14 protein-coding genes are annotated in these 13373 nt (G+C 73.2%); 3 read left to right on the top strand and 11 right to left on the bottom strand.

The annotated features are described in order from the left end of the window. Positions 1-19 precede the first annotated feature (19 nt). Positions 20-424, top strand: a complete 405-nt coding sequence (locus tag ABT112_RS18050; RefSeq protein ID WP_351510757.1) for an ATP-binding protein — start codon at positions 20-22, stop codon at positions 422-424. A gap of 84 nt (positions 425-508) precedes the next feature. Here ABT112_RS18050 and ABT112_RS18055 read toward each other — a convergent pair whose 3' ends face one another. The 6 genes from ABT112_RS18055 to ABT112_RS18080 form a co-directional block, all read right to left on the bottom strand. After that, positions 509-1084 (bottom strand): dihydrofolate reductase family protein, encoded by a 576-nt coding sequence (locus ABT112_RS18055; protein WP_351510666.1) that lies wholly within the window; start codon positions 1082-1084, stop codon positions 509-511. 238 nt (positions 1085-1322) lie between these two features. After that, a complete protein-coding gene (locus ABT112_RS18060) occupies positions 1323-1493 on the bottom strand; it encodes a hypothetical protein (RefSeq protein ID WP_351510668.1) in 171 nt (56 codons plus the stop codon). 266 nt (positions 1494-1759) lie between these two features. Beyond that, positions 1760-2458 carry a LuxR C-terminal-related transcriptional regulator gene (locus tag ABT112_RS18065; protein ID WP_351510670.1) on the bottom strand — a complete coding sequence of 233 codons (699 nt, stop codon included), beginning with the start codon at positions 2456-2458 and terminating at the stop codon, positions 1760-1762. Further along, positions 2455-2616, bottom strand: a complete 162-nt coding sequence (locus ABT112_RS18070; RefSeq protein ID WP_351510672.1) for a hypothetical protein — start codon at positions 2614-2616, stop codon at positions 2455-2457. Before ABT112_RS18070 ends, ABT112_RS18065 begins: the two co-directional genes overlap by 4 nt. Next, positions 2613-3917: a PspC domain-containing protein gene (locus tag ABT112_RS18075; protein ID WP_351510673.1), complete on the bottom strand. Its 1305-nt coding sequence runs from the start codon at positions 3915-3917 to the stop codon at positions 2613-2615. Before ABT112_RS18075 ends, ABT112_RS18070 begins: the two co-directional genes overlap by 4 nt. A gap of 256 nt (positions 3918-4173) precedes the next feature. After that, positions 4174-5997 (bottom strand): serine/threonine-protein kinase, encoded by a 1824-nt coding sequence (locus ABT112_RS18080; protein ID WP_351510675.1) that lies wholly within the window; start codon positions 5995-5997, stop codon positions 4174-4176. 142 nt (positions 5998-6139) lie between these two features. On the opposite strand from ABT112_RS18080, the gene ABT112_RS18085 reads away from it, so the two are divergent. Further along, positions 6140-7429, top strand: coding sequence for a PspC domain-containing protein (locus ABT112_RS18085; RefSeq protein ID WP_351510677.1), 1290 nt, complete (start codon positions 6140-6142; stop codon positions 7427-7429). Beyond that, positions 7416-7613 (top strand): hypothetical protein, encoded by a 198-nt coding sequence (locus tag ABT112_RS18090; protein ID WP_351510679.1) that lies wholly within the window; start codon positions 7416-7418, stop codon positions 7611-7613. The genes ABT112_RS18085 and ABT112_RS18090 overlap by 14 nt, the downstream gene beginning before the upstream one ends. A 290-nt stretch (positions 7614-7903) precedes the next feature. Here ABT112_RS18090 and ABT112_RS18095 read toward each other — a convergent pair whose 3' ends face one another. The 5 genes from ABT112_RS18095 to ABT112_RS18115 form a co-directional block, all read right to left on the bottom strand. Continuing rightward, positions 7904-9256, bottom strand: coding sequence for an HAD family hydrolase (locus tag ABT112_RS18095; protein ID WP_351510681.1), 1353 nt, complete (start codon positions 9254-9256; stop codon positions 7904-7906). 423 nt (positions 9257-9679) lie between these two features. Further along, positions 9680-10213: a DoxX family protein gene (locus ABT112_RS18100; RefSeq protein ID WP_351510683.1), complete on the bottom strand. Its 534-nt coding sequence runs from the start codon at positions 10211-10213 to the stop codon at positions 9680-9682. 309 nt (positions 10214-10522) lie between these two features. Next, the gene (locus tag ABT112_RS18105; protein ID WP_351510685.1) at positions 10523-11617 is read right to left on the bottom strand and encodes a hypothetical protein; all 1095 of its coding nucleotides are present in this window, start codon (positions 11615-11617) and stop codon (positions 10523-10525) included. A gap of 92 nt (positions 11618-11709) precedes the next feature. Beyond that, positions 11710-12495 (bottom strand): class II aldolase/adducin family protein, encoded by a 786-nt coding sequence (locus ABT112_RS18110; protein ID WP_351510687.1) that lies wholly within the window; start codon positions 12493-12495, stop codon positions 11710-11712. Positions 12496-12697: 202 nt separating this feature from the next. Next, positions 12698-13321 carry a Uma2 family endonuclease gene (locus ABT112_RS18115; protein ID WP_351510688.1) on the bottom strand — a complete coding sequence of 208 codons (624 nt, stop codon included), beginning with the start codon at positions 13319-13321 and terminating at the stop codon, positions 12698-12700. Positions 13322-13373 lie beyond the last annotated feature (52 nt).

Here is a 13373-nt window from a genome sequence, read left to right on the forward strand (position 1 = left end):
CGAGCCGTATGCCAACGGCTTGCCGCAGGACATCGAATGGCGGCTGCCGCGCCACGCCCGCAGTGTCGGGAGGTCGAGAGTTCTGCTGCGGGAGCAGGCGCGCTCGTGGCGCATTCCGGAAGACACCCGGGACACGGCCGTCCTCCTGCTGAGCGAGCTGATGACCAATGCGTGCCGGCATGCGCGGGTCTCCCCGGGCCGTGAGATCAGTGCGCGGTGCGTCGTACGGGACGAACGGCTCCGGATCGAGGTCTCAGACGCCTGCGACGACCTGCCGGAACCCCGGGAGGCGTCGGCGGACGACGAGTCGGGCCGCGGCCTGGCCCTGGTCTCCGCGCTGGCTGACGAGTGGGGCGTCCACCCGCGGAGCTGCGGCATCGGCAAGACCGTGTGGTTCGAACTCAAGCTCCCGACGACGGTGTGACCCGCGCGCGTCAGCCGGGCAGGGGCGGGACTGCGGGGTGCACGTCATCCACAGCCCCCGGCAGCGCCCACCGCACCGGACCCGTCACCCCACAGCCGCTCCGGGCCGTTCGTAGCGGAGGAGGACCACCCCGTTGCCGAAGGCCCGGCTTTCCACGAGACGGAGCGCCGTCCGGGCGTCCGTGTCCGGGAACAGGGGCTTGCCGCGGCCGATCAGGACCGGGTGGACGTAGACGCGGTACTCGTCGATCAGGTCCTGCCGCATGAAGGTCGCCGCCAGGCCGGCGCCGCCGAGCACCAGGTCACCGCCCGGCTGCTCCTTGAGTTCCCGGATCTCCTCCGGGACCACGTCGCGCATGACGACGGTGTTCCAGTCCGCCCGCTTCAAGGTACGGGAGAACACCATCTTGGGCTTCTCCCGCCAGATCTCGGCGAACTCCACCATGACGGGAGGGGCGTCCGGATCGGCGTCCGCGGTCGGCCAGAAATCCGCCATGAGCTCATGGGTGACCCGGCCGCCCAGAAAGGCACCCATGCCGCGCAGCTCATCGTTGAAGTGCTGGTGCAGCTCCTCGTCGACGAGGTGCCAGTCGATTTCCCGGTGCGGTCCCTCGATGTAGCCGTCGAGGGACACCGACATCATCAGGACGATCTTTCGCATGACAGTCCTCGCCGCGGTCGTCGGGGGCGCTGTGCCCACCGCCGGACCGGCGGGTGCCCGGGGGCACCGAAGGGTGGTCGACGGTCGGCACGAGCGGCCGGCGCGGGGAAACGCGCCGGTCACGGCCGAGACGATACGCCCGATCCGGCGGGAGGCGACGCACCGCGGCGCGGCGGTGTCGTCGCGTCCTCCGATTCGGGACGGCCCCTCAGGCAGCCGTCGCTCAGGGGGTGGTCCCTCAGGCAGTCTCCCCAGCAGCGGCCCCGCGGCGGTCGACATAGGACGACGCCCAGCTGCAGAGACCGGCCGAGACCCCCGTGAAGACGAGCTCCGCCCACTCGTTGTCGAGCACGAACTTGTTGACCACGACCAGAACGGCGAACCAGAGAACCCAGATTCCGACCTTCACCACGGTGCACCTCACATATGGGGGGGGAGGCAGACGGACAGCGGAACGCGGTGGCAGCCGCCACGCACCGTCCGGCATGCGGCGGTGTCCGCACGCGTGGGGTCGAGGCTAAGTTCCCCCGGCCTCACCCGGCCAGAGAGTTGATCAAGATCTGAGAGACCGCCGGTCCGAGACCGACCGGTACCGCCCGCCCCACCCGCGATGTCCCCGTCCCGTGCCGTACCGCCGCGGCCCGCCCGACGGCCCGGACGGGCCCGTCCGACGGCTCAGACCAGGCGTCGGGCCGTCGCCCACCGGGTCAGTTCGTGGCGGTTGGAGAGCTGCAACTTCCGCAGCACCGCCGAGACGTGGCTCTCCACGGTCTTCACCGAGATGAAGAGCTGCTTGGCGACCTCCTTGTACGCGTATCCGCGCGCGATCAGCCGCAGCACCTCCCGCTCGCGCTGGGTGAGCCGGTCCAGGTCCTCGTCGACCGGCGGCGCGTCGGTCGAGGCGAAGGCGTCCAGGACGAAGCCCGCCAGCCGCGGGGAGAAGACGGCGTCCCCGTCCGCCACCCGGAAGACGGCGTTGACCAGGTCCGATCCGGTGATGGTCTTGGTGACGTAGCCGCGTGCGCCGCCGCGGATGACACCGATGACGTCCTCGGCCGCGTCCGACACCGACAGGGCGAGGAAGCGGACCGGCCGCTCCGGGTCGGCCATCAGGGCGGCGCTCCGCTTCAGCACCTCCACACCGCCGCCGCCGGGCAGGTGGACGTCGAGCAGGACGACCTCCGGGCGGGTCGCGGTGATGACGGTGACCGCCTGGTCGACGTCGGCGGCCTCCCCCACGACCTCGACGCCCGTGCTCTCCGTCCGCCCGATCTCGGCCTGTACCCCGGTCCGGAACATCCGGTGGTCGTCGACCAGGACGACCCGTACCGTCCGGCCGTCCGCCGGCGTGCCGTCCTGTGTGCCCTCGGTCATCGTCCGTCCCTCGTCTTCCGCTCCGCCGCGTCCGCGGCTGCCGTGATTGCCGGGCACGGGCCGCTGCCGCCGCCCTTGCCGACGCCGCCCCTGTCGACGCCACCCTTGCCGACGCCGCCCCTGTCGACGCCGCCCTTGTCGCTGCCGCCGTCGTTCACGGCGAACGCTCCATCTCCAGCTCCACTTCCGTCCCCCCGTCCGGTGCGGACCGCAGCCGTGCCGTGCCGCCGTTGCGCTGCATCCTGCCGATGATCGACTCCCGGACCCCCATCCGGTCCTGCGGCACCGCGTCGAGATCGAAGCCCGGGCCCCGGTCCCGTACGGACACGAACACCGTGCGGTCCTCGACCTCGGCGTAGACCTGGACCGGCCCGCTCTCGCCACCGTACTTGGCGGCGTTGACCATCGCCTCCCGCGCGGCCTGGAGCTGGGCCCCCAGCGGGTCCTCCAACGGGCAGTCCCCCACGCAGACCACCTCGACGGGCACCCCGTGGTGGTCCTCGACCTCGGCGGCGGCGCGCCGCACCGCGGCCGCGAAGGTCTGCGGCTCGTCGGAGGCGTCCCGGCCGGTGCCCTCGGGCCGGTGGAGCCAGGCGCGCAGCTCCCGCTCCTGGGCGCGGGCGAGCCGCGCCACCTCCCGGGGGTCGTCGGCGTTCCGCTGGATCAGGGTGAGGGTGTGCAGGACGGAGTCGTGGACGTGCGCCGCGACCTCGGCGCGCTCCTGGGCGCGGATGCGCATCAGGCGCTCCTGGGACAGGTCCTGGGTCATCCGGACGACGTACGGCCCGGCGAGCAGCGCGATGCCGACGAGGACGGCGAGCGAGGCCTGGAGCACCGAGCCGAGGTTCTTGACCGAAATCTGCATCACCACGATGCCGGTCACCCCGAGGCAGACCAGCAGCACCCCGGCCGCGGCGCGGACCACCGGCAGGACGCGCTTGCTGCGGCCGACCTCCATCCAGTGCGCCCGGCGGGCGTTGTCGGCCTGCCGCCAGAAGAGGGCCGCACCGGCGCCGATCAGCAGCGCCGGCCAGACGTAGGCGTCGAGGGCCCGGCCGAGCCGGAGCGTGTCCACGAAGACCGCCAGGCCGACGACCAGGGCGAGCAGGGCGAAGAGCTGTCCCTTGTCCGGCTTGCGGGCCAGGCGGCGGCGGCCGTCGGCGCCGGTCGTGAGGTGCGGACGGTCCCAGCGGGAGCTGTCGACACCCCCGACGCCGAGCGGGACGACGAACCAGAACCCGGCGTACAGCAGCGCCCCGAGGCCCTCCACCAGGAAGAGCACCACGAAGACGATGCGCACCCAGGAGACCGGCAGCCCGAGGTGCCCGGCCAGCCCGCGGGCCACGCCGCCCAGCATCCGGCCCTCGGCGCTGCGGTAGAGCTTGCGCACGCCGGGCTCGTCGGCGGGCTCGGACGCCGGGGGGTACGGCCCTCCGGTGCGGGCTGAGGCGGCGGTCATGGTTCAGATCGTCACATGCGGGACGGGGCCGGGGCATCAGGGTCGACCCTGAGGGTTCCCGGGCATGGCGCCGCACTCGGCCCCCGACGGCCGCCCGACACGCGGGTCCCGGGGGTGCGGGAGCGCGGGTCCCCGGGGCCAGGAGCGCGGGTCCCCAGCGCCGGGAGCGAGGGGCCTCCGGACCTGGGAGCGCGGGTCCCCAGGGTCCCGGGAGCCGTCCCCGGGACCCGTCGAGGTCAGCGGCCCGCCGACGCTCCTACAGCGCGTCCTTCGGCAGCCGCAGGCCGTTCCGGACGTGGTCGAAGATGGGCCGGTGCTTCGCCCACTCCAGGTCCGGGGCCGACAGGTAGACCGCGTACTCCTTGCCGCCCACCCGGCCGAAGCCGAGGTCGATGGCCCGGAACTTGCGCTCCGTGCCCTGGAGCGTGAACTCCCAGACGGCGGCGGGCGCATCGCGGAACTTCGTCCGGTCCATGCGGAGCTGCCTGTAACTGGGGGTGTCGGCCTTCAGGTTGGACTCGACGTTCCGGAAGTGCGCCAGGGGGTCGGTGCTGGCGAAGTCGATGACATTGATCCGCACCCCCACCAGGCCGGTCGGGTCGACGTAGATGAGCTGTTCGGGGGTGGACTTGCGATCCCGCTTCCAGCCGTCGGGCACCGGGAAGGAGACGCCGATCTTCTTCTCCGTGACCAGGTGGTAGCCCGGCGGGACGGGGGACGGTTCGGCCGTCGGCTCGGTGCCCTTCGACGCCCCGGAGCCGGCCGGACGGGAGTTCCCGGGGGACACCTCCACACCGGAGTTCGCGTCGTTCATCGCCATCAGCGTGCCGCCCACCGCCGCCGCGGCGGCCACCACGACGGCCACCGCCCACAGCCAGGTGCGGCGCCGGCCGGAGGGGGCGGTGGTGGCAGTGGTGGCAGTGGCGGCCGCGCCGGAGGGGATGGTTCCGGAAGGGCCGGTGCCGGGAGGGGTGATGCCGGAATGGGTGGTTCCGGGAGGAGCGGTTCCGGTGGGGGTTGTTCCGGTGGGTGTCTGCGCGGTGGATGCGGGCATCGCCGCCGCGGGCGCCGGGGTCTCCTGGCGCGGGCCGGGGATCACGGGCCCGAAGCTCCCGGCGGGCCGCGCGGACCCGGGCGCCGTATCCGTAGCCGTTCCCGTGCCCGTTCCGGGCTCGGCGCCGTGACCGGACGCCGTCTCCGGTACGGCGTCCGTGTCGAGCACCCGGGTGCGGTCGACCGTCGCCGTCTCCGCCTCGGCCGCCGGCTCCCGCAGCCGCCGCTCCACGGCGCCCGCGTCCGGGCGGCCCTCGGGGGTCTTCGCCAGCAACTCCTCGATGAGCGGGCCCAGCGCACCGGCCGAACGGGGCGGCTCCAGCGGGTCGACGGCGATGGAGTACGCGGTCTCGATCGCCGTGGCCTTGCGGAACGGCGGCTGCCCCTCCAGCGCCTGATAGAGCGTCGCGCCCAGCGCCCACAGGTCGGAGGCGGGCCCCGGGCTCCCGCCGCGGACCCGCTCCGGCGCCACGTAGTCCACCGACCCGACGAGTTCACCGGTCTTGGTGAGCGTGGAGGTGCCGGACGCCATGGCGATGCCGAAGTCGGTCAGGACGACCCGTCCGCCCCGGCTCAGCAGCACGTTGCCCGGCTTGACGTCCCGGTGGAGCACCCCGGCGTCGTGTGCCGCCCGCAGCGCGGCGATCATGCCGCGGCCGATCCGGGCCACCTCGTCCGGTGCCTGCGGGCCGTCCTCCTTGAGGACTTCGGAGAGCGTCCGGGACGGCACGTACTCCATGACGATGCACGGCAGGCCGCCGTCGTCGACGACGTCGTGCACGACCACGACGTTGGGATGGGTGATACGGGCGGCGCTGCGGGCCTCGCGGCGGGTGCGCTCGTAGAGGGTGGCGCGCTCCTCGTCGGTCTGGTGCGGCGCCACATGCAGCTTCTTCAGCGCGACATGACGGCCGAGCATCTCGTCCTCGGCGCGCCACACCGTGCCCATGCCACCGCGGCCGATCCGTTCGAGCAGCCGGTACCGCGCGGCGACCAGCCGTCCTTCGTCAGACTCCGCGCCGTACACGATGCGCCCCTCTGTTTCCCCCACCGGTCATGACCCGGACACGATATCGGCGAGGCGTCCCCCCGTCCCCAGGGGGGATATCAGGGTTCGGCCAGGGTCGCTCCCGGTGCACCACGCCTCCCCGCACCGTCACCATGGAGCCATGAACGACCAGCAGACCGCCGCCGGCACGCCGCCCGCGCCCGGCCCCCGTCCGAGTCCGCCGCTGCGGCGCAGCCGCGGCGGCAAGGTGGTGGCCGGGGTGTGCGGGGGCCTCGGGCGCCACTACGACGTCGACCCGGTCGTCTTCCGGGTGGTCCTGGCCGTGCTGTCCGTCGCGGGCGGATTCGGGCTGCTGGCGTACGGATTCGCCTGGCTGATGATCCCGCTCGACGGGGAGGACGAGAACGAGCTGCGCCGGATGCTGTCCGGCCGGGTCGAGGGCACGGCGCTGACGGCCGTGCTGTGCGCCCTCGTCGGCTGCGGGCTGCTGCTGTCGATGCTGGACAACGGCCCGGTCCTGGTGTTCTCGGCGATGCTGTCGGCCGCGGTGCTCGGGGCGGCGCACCGGTCGCAGGACCGCCGCCGGACCGAGCGGGAGAGCCCGGCGGACCGGTCCACCACCCGTACGGCGGAGGGGAGTCCGCCGCACTCCCCGGCGCACGGGGTCGCGCCACCCGAGACCACCGCGCCGCCCGCGCCGGGCGCTCCGTCCTGGTGGCGCGATCCCATCACCAAGGACGGCACCAGCGGCCCCACCGGCACCGGGTATCTGTGGGGCCCGGCCGACGTCCCGCGGGAGACGAAGGACACCCTCCCCGGCCGGAACGGCATCGGCGGCCGGCTCTTCCTGCTGGCCGCGGCCACCTGCACGGTGGTGGTCGTCCTCTCCTGGGACGCCCGGCCGCTCGGCACCACGCTGGAGCTGGGTCTGGCCGCCGCGCTCGGGGTGTTCGGCCTCGGGACGGCGCTGAGCTCCCGGTTCGGCCGGACCGGCGCCGGAACGGTCGTCATGGCGCTGCTGACCTGCGCGTTGATGGCGGGGGTGGCGGCGCTGCCGAAGAGCGTGACGACCGACTGGATGCAGCGGTCCTGGACGCCGGCGACAGCCGCCGCGGTCCGGCCCGGCTACGAACTCGGCACCGGCTCGGGCACCCTCGACCTGTCCGGGGTGGAGCTGCGGAAGGGCCAGCGGATCGCCACCACGGTGAGTCTGGGCTTCGGCCGTCTGAAGGTCGTCGTCCCGGACGGCGCCACGGTGCGGCTGCACGCGGAAGTCGGCGTGGGCGAACTCCGGTTGCCGGGGGACGGCCCGGGGGACGCCGACTCCGCACCCGACATCGAGAGAAGCGTCACCCTCCAGCCGGCGAAGGACAGCCGGGCGCGGGGTACGGTCGAACTGGACGTGGAGGCCGGAGTCGGCCAGGTGGAGGTGGTCCGTGCGACGTCATGACCTCGAACCGGGGAAACTGATCGCGGGCCTGGTCCTGCTGACGGCCGGTCTGCTCCGGCTCCTGGACGCCACCGACGTCTGGGAGACCGCGCTGTGGGTGCTGATCCCGGTCGTCGTGGGCGGCCTCTCCCTCGCGGCCCTGGCCTCGGTGTACCTGGGCACCGGCCACGGCGAACGCGGCTGAGGAGCCCGGGGCCGACGCCCGCCCCCTCCGCCGGATCGCCGGGCGCGCCGCGCACGGACGCCGGGCCCGTGCACGAATGCCGGGCCCGCGCACGAATGCCGGGCGCGCCGCGCACGATCGGGGCCGGGCACCGGGGGCCGGGGGCCGGACCTACGAAGCGGCCGACGCCGGGGCCGGAGCGACGAAGTGACCGGCCCCGTGCGCCGTGTCCGCTGCGCAGTCCGGCCCCGTCACGAGCCGGCGGGCCGTGACGAGCGGGCCGTGACGAGCAGGCGGTGATGGGCAGGCCGTTACGAGCGGGCCGTCCCCTTGGGGAACACCCGGTCCTTCTGGTCGGGGACGACCGAGCCGTCGGGGCGCCGCACCGGCCCCTCGACGCCATCGGTGTTCATGTAGCCCTCGGTCGCGCAGGGGTAGGGCGCCGACTGCCGCTTCTTCGGCTCGATGAACATGGGGTTGACGATCCACCGCCGGTCGGCGTTGTCGTAGGCCCGGCACATCAGCTCGGTCTTGTTCCGGTTGATGACCAGGTGCCCGGCCGTGGCGTCGTCGACGAAGGTGACGTCGGTCTCCGCGTCCCCCGCGCCGAAGGCGATGCGGTGCGCCGGGTCCTGCTGCCGCCAGGCCTCGGCCCCCTTGATGCCGTAGATCCCCTTGTTGATCCAGCAGCGCTTGCCGTCCATGTAGGTCAGCGCCTCGCCGCGGGTGTCGTCCTTGACGTCGCCGCACCCCTGGACGCCGGTGGTGAGACGGCCGTCCCGCACGACGTTGCGGATGCCGATCACGCGGTTGTTCTTGAACCCGGCGCCGGGAGCCCAGGCGCGGACGATCGGCTCGGCGGAGGCGGAGACCACCCACACGTCGAACCCGGCCTTGCGGAGCGTGCGGATGAGATCCACCTGCTGCTCGTAGTACCGCACATAGCCCGCCCAGTCGTGCGTGCCGACCTTCTGCACGGAGCCGATCGGCGCGGCGAGGTTCTCGGCGCGCGCCTTCCGGGCGAACTCGGTGAGCCGGGCGGGGCTGTGCCCGGCGAAGAGCTGGGTGATCCAGACGTACTCGGGCACGGTCCGCCGGTGGTTCCACACCCCGCTGAAGGCGGTGTCCCCGGTCGAGGTCTTCGCGCCCTCGTAGATGTCGAGGATCTCGTCGGTGCAGCCGGTGTCCGTCGAGGTCGGCAGCGGACGGCCGACCGGGACGGAGGTACCGCAGGCCCGGGTGAGCGCGCGGTGAGCGGCCGCGGTCATCCACTTGTTGGTGGCGCGCCAGCTCGTCGGCTGGAGGATCTTGTCGTGCTTGAGCATCCAGGCGAGCGTGGCGTCGGAGATGTCGTTCTTGACGATGGTGTTGTCCCAGTCGAACGCGGCGACCGGCTTCCCGGCACCGCTGCGGGACTTCGCGCTGCGGGACTGCGCGCTGCGGGACTTCGCGGAACACGAGCCGCGTTCGTCGATCATCCGCTGGAGTTTCGCGCGGTTGCCGCCGTACCAGGGCAGATCCTTGCGGAGCTGCGGGCACTCGGCCCGGGAGGTGCGGGGTGACGAGGCGTCATGCGCCGCTGCCGTCCACGGAGTGCCGACGGTGGCGGCGAGAGCGAGTGCGAGACCCGCCGTGACCGGCCTCAGAACCTGCTGGCGGAGCATGGGACCTCCTGGGCGTGGGGGCGCGTCGAGCGCGGAACCCGTGAAGAAAGGTTTCGGCGTCGATCACGGACCTTATCCGGCAGGACGGCCTCCGCGTAGCCCCCGAAGCCGGGCATGCGGGGCGTGGTGCGGCATGTCCCCCTTGCGGCTGCGCCCCTGCCACGGCTCCGGCGGCTCCTACGGGCCCGGCAGGGTACGCCTCCGGGGGCCGGAAGCACGTCTTCCGGCGTCGAGGTGCGGCATCCGGCCCCAAGGGGCGTCGTTCGGGGCCGAGGTGCATCAGTCGGCGCCGAAGTGCGTCGTTCGGCGCCGGGGTGCGTCGTTCGGCGCCGGGGTGCGGCTCCGGCCCTGGACCGCACCTCCGGCGCCCCGGGGCCGCACCCGTCTGCCTGCCTCTACGTGCCTACCTGCCTGCCTACCTGACTACCGCCAGGGCGACCGTCGGCGGCGGCGGGCCAGCAGCGCGCCGACGGAGAGCACCGACGCCCCCGCGAGCAGCAGCGGGAGCCACGCCATCAGGTAGATCAGGTCGTTGCCGTAGTAGTACGGCTGGGTCTGCCAGCTGACCGTCAGCCAGAGGCTCAGCGAGATCAGCGCGCCGCCCAGGGCGGCGAGACGGGCGAGGACGCCGAGCAGGGTGCCGATGCCGACCGCCAGCTCACCGGCCGCGATCACGTACCCGACCTCGGCCGGGCTCTTGAGGGCGAGATCGACCATGGCCGGAATCGCGGCGTTGTCCCGGGCCGAGCGCATCATCTCGCCGATCGAGCCGGACCCGTCGGCCGCGAAGAAGCCCGGGTCGGTCAGCTTGTCCAGACCCGCGTAGATGAAGGTGACGCCGAGGAAGACCCGCAGCGGCAGCAGTGCGTACCGGGAGGCCACCGCCCGCAGCGTCTCCGGGCCACGCCGCCCGTCCGGCCCTCGTGCGACCACCCGGTCAAGATCTGTATGAGCCATACTGTCCGCCTCCTCGGTGCCGTGCAGGCACGATTCTCCCCACGCCTGAGGACTTCTGCGAGAGGTACGAACGGGGCTCCGCGAGGGTTCAGTCCGGGCGGCATCGTGGCTGCTCGCGCCGGTGCCGGGCCGGGGTGAGTGGGGAGACGGGGTGGGGATGGGTGGGCGGAGACGGGCGGGGCGGCGCGGGGGCCGCGGCGCACCCGCCTCCTGCCCCTCGCCACCTCCTGCCCGTTGCCGCCTCCCGGCCCTCGCCGGTCCGCCGACGCAGATGCCGACGCGGCTGCCTCCCGTCCCGAAGAGGGCGGCTCAGCCGTCGGCCACGTCGATGGTGCAGCGGTTCGTCTCGGCGCCCGCGGCGGTGATCACCTGGACGTCCACCCGTCCCGGTTCGACCTCCGCCGGGACCGGCACCGTCAGCACCGCGTCCGTGGGGTTGCCGAAGCCACCGGCCACCGGGACCAGCGGCACGTTCACATGCACGGCGCCGATCCGGACGACCACCCGGGCCAGCGCCTCCGGGGTCGCCGCGCCCGGCGGAACGAAGCCGCTGCCCCGGATCTCGATGTCCTCCCCGGGCCGGATGGGCCCGTCCAGGTCGCCGGCCTCCCGGGACCGGACGACCGACAGCACGACCGGCCGGCCGCCCTCCGACCAGACCGCCGCCAGATACGTCGCGGCGGAGAGGGCGACCAGGACCGCGACCGCCCACGGCAGCGCGGGCAGCCGCTGCGGCTCGCGCACCAGCAGCACCGCGGCGACCACCGCCGCGGCGCCCGTCACCAGCAGATACTGCACATCGGCGAAGCTTCCGCGGCCTCCGTCGTCGGACACCAGGTCCCTGATCCGCGGCCGGGCGGCGGCGACCTTCTGCAGCCGCTTCGCCCGCACCCGCTGCCGGACCACGGCCGTCACGGCGACGGACAGCAGGCAGCTCAGGGCCACCACGGTCAGCAGTGCGGCGCCGTGGCCGATGCGCAGTCCGTCGAGGCCGCCGGAGACGGCCAGCCGCCCGGCCGGTACGAGCACCGCGGCCACCGCGACCAGGGTCCAGAGCGCGGCGACCGCCCGGGACGTCGAGAGCCGATTGTCGTCGCCGACCAGCGGCCCCAGGAACCCGCCCCGGCCGCGGCGCTGCCACATACGGCCCTCCGCCCGGCCGAACTCGGCGACCGTGCGGGCGGACCGCGTCAGCTCGTCCGCGACCCACTGCCGGGAGGCCCCGGCCGAGTGGACGAGCGCGCCGGGCACCCCCTGTCCGGCCGCCAGCTCCTCACGCCGGCGGATGAACGCGGCCACCGCGCGCCGGTGCCCCTCACGGGCGCCGTACGGGCAGGCGCCGCAGGAACAGCTGCCGCCGTGGCCGCCCTCCGGCAATCCGTCTCTCGCCGTCTCCACGGCCATGGGACAACCCTGCCTCTCTCGCCGCACACGCGCGGCAACGCCCGGTCACCGAGAGGGAATTGTGCCGCAATCGGCACGCTTCGGACGCAGGATCAGCCCAGCAGATCGGGCTCGCTGCGGGTGATCTGCTGCCACAGGGGCTGGTAGTTGATCCATGCGACGAGATCGTTCCCGAGCTGCTCCCGGGTGTGCACGGCGCTCTCGTGGTCGATCCGGACGGGCTTGCCCGCCGCCTTCGCGGTCAGCTGCACCTGGCAGGACCGCTCCATGGTGATGAACCACCACGCGGCGGCGTCGACCGAGTCGCCGACCGTCAACAGGCCGTGATTGCGCAGGATGACGGCCTTGTGCGGGCCGAGCGCGCTCGCGATCCGGCGCCCTTCCTCCTCGTCCACGATGACGCCCGTGTAGTCGTCGAACAGGGCGTGGTCCTCGTAGAAGGCGCAGACGTCCTGGGTGATCGGCTCCAGCAGCTCGCCCAGCGAGGAGAGGGCGCGGCCGTAGGTGGAGTGGCTGTGCGCGGCGGCGACGACGTCCGGCCGGGCCCGGTGCACTTGCGAGTGAATCGCGAACGCGGCCTGGTTGACGTGGAAGCGTCCCTCGACGACCTGGCCCTCGTGGTTGACGAGAATCAGATCGTTCACGGTGATGTGCTTGAAGGACATTCCGAAGGGGTTGACCCAGAAGTGGTCGGTGAACTCCGGGTCCCGGGCGGTGATGTGTCCGGCCACCCCCTCCTCGAAGCCGAACCGCCCGAAGAGCCGGAGGGCGGCGGTGAGCCGTTCCTTGCGGTGGCGCCGCTCGTCCTCCAGCGACGCGTGGGTGGGCGGCATCGCGAACTGCAGCTGGTCGGTGGGTATCGGCGTCGGCTCCGGCATCGCGGCTGAACCTCCTCGTCCATGGCGTGTGCCAGGGAAGCTACCGCCCGGTACCGCAGGAGGCCAGGGCCCGGACGGGCTCTCACCGGATCCGCACCTCGGCGGGGACATGCCGGGGGCCGCGGAGCCATGGGCACGACGGCGCCCGGCGCCGAGGGCGGCACCGGGCTCCAGCGGTGGGGACCGAGCTGCGTGCCCCGCCCTACAGGGTGTCGATTCCGGCGAGGTCGATGTCGATGTCGATGTCGAAGGGAACGGTCAGCTTGAGCCGGTCGTGGTGGATGCCCGCGAGACCGTAGGCATTGGTGCCGCCGTCCAGCTCGTAGACGTAGACCACCGGCCGGCCGTCCTCGCCCTTCTCCAGCCGCCAGAAGTGCCGGATACCGGCCTGGGCGTAGAGCTGCGGCTTGCGCTCCCGGTCGCGCTTCTCGGAGTCGGGCGACACGACCTCGACGGCCAGCACCACGTCGGCGGCCTGGTAGGCGGTGAGATCCAGGCCGGTCGCCGCCTCCGCGCGCACCACCGAGACATCGGGCTCCGGCGCCTGCCATCGGTCGATGACCACGGTCATGTCGCGCCGCACCCGGAACCGCTCGGGCACCGTACAGCGCAGCCCGTGTTCCAGGAGATCCACCGCCAACGAATGGAACTCCCGCTGGGGACACGCGAAGACCAGGCTCCCGTCGATCAGCTCGGTGTGCGGCGGGAGGCCGGCAAGGCCGAACAGGTCGTCCACGGTGCAGCCTTCCCTCGGTGGTCGCGGCCGACGCGGAGCGTGCGACGGCACGGACCGGCGCGGTGGTTCGTCGGACGTGGTTCCTCCCATGGCGGGATTCTCGGCCGTACGGCCGGCCTCCCCAGGCCGAACGACGACGCCG

This window comes from Streptomyces sp. NPDC002055 (assembly GCF_040296705.1).
Taxonomy (GTDB): Bacteria; Actinomycetota; Actinomycetes; order Streptomycetales; family Streptomycetaceae; genus Streptomyces.

What these genes read in the sequence shown, in the direction of transcription:
- ABT112_RS18055 (WP_351510666.1), bottom strand. Translation starts at nt 1,084, where the DNA reads ATGCGAAAGATCGTCCTGATGATGTCGGTGTCCCTCGACGGCTACATC.
- ABT112_RS18065 (WP_351510670.1), bottom strand. Translation starts at nt 2,458, where the DNA reads ATGACCGAGGGCACACAGGACGGCACGCCGGCGGACGGCCGGACGGTA.
- ABT112_RS18075 (WP_351510673.1), bottom strand. Translation starts at nt 3,917, where the DNA reads ATGACCGCCGCCTCAGCCCGCACCGGAGGGCCGTACCCCCCGGCGTCC.
- ABT112_RS18085 (WP_351510677.1), top strand. Translation starts at nt 6,140, where the DNA reads ATGAACGACCAGCAGACCGCCGCCGGCACGCCGCCCGCGCCCGGCCCC.
- ABT112_RS18095 (WP_351510681.1), bottom strand. Translation starts at nt 9,256, where the DNA reads ATGCTCCGCCAGCAGGTTCTGAGGCCGGTCACGGCGGGTCTCGCACTC.
- ABT112_RS18100 (WP_351510683.1), bottom strand. Translation starts at nt 10,213, where the DNA reads ATGGCTCATACAGATCTTGACCGGGTGGTCGCACGAGGGCCGGACGGG.
- ABT112_RS18105 (WP_351510685.1), bottom strand. Translation starts at nt 11,617, where the DNA reads ATGGCCGTGGAGACGGCGAGAGACGGATTGCCGGAGGGCGGCCACGGC.
- ABT112_RS18110 (WP_351510687.1), bottom strand. Translation starts at nt 12,495, where the DNA reads ATGCCGGAGCCGACGCCGATACCCACCGACCAGCTGCAGTTCGCGATG.
- ABT112_RS18115 (WP_351510688.1), bottom strand. Translation starts at nt 13,321, where the DNA reads ATGGGAGGAACCACGTCCGACGAACCACCGCGCCGGTCCGTGCCGTCG.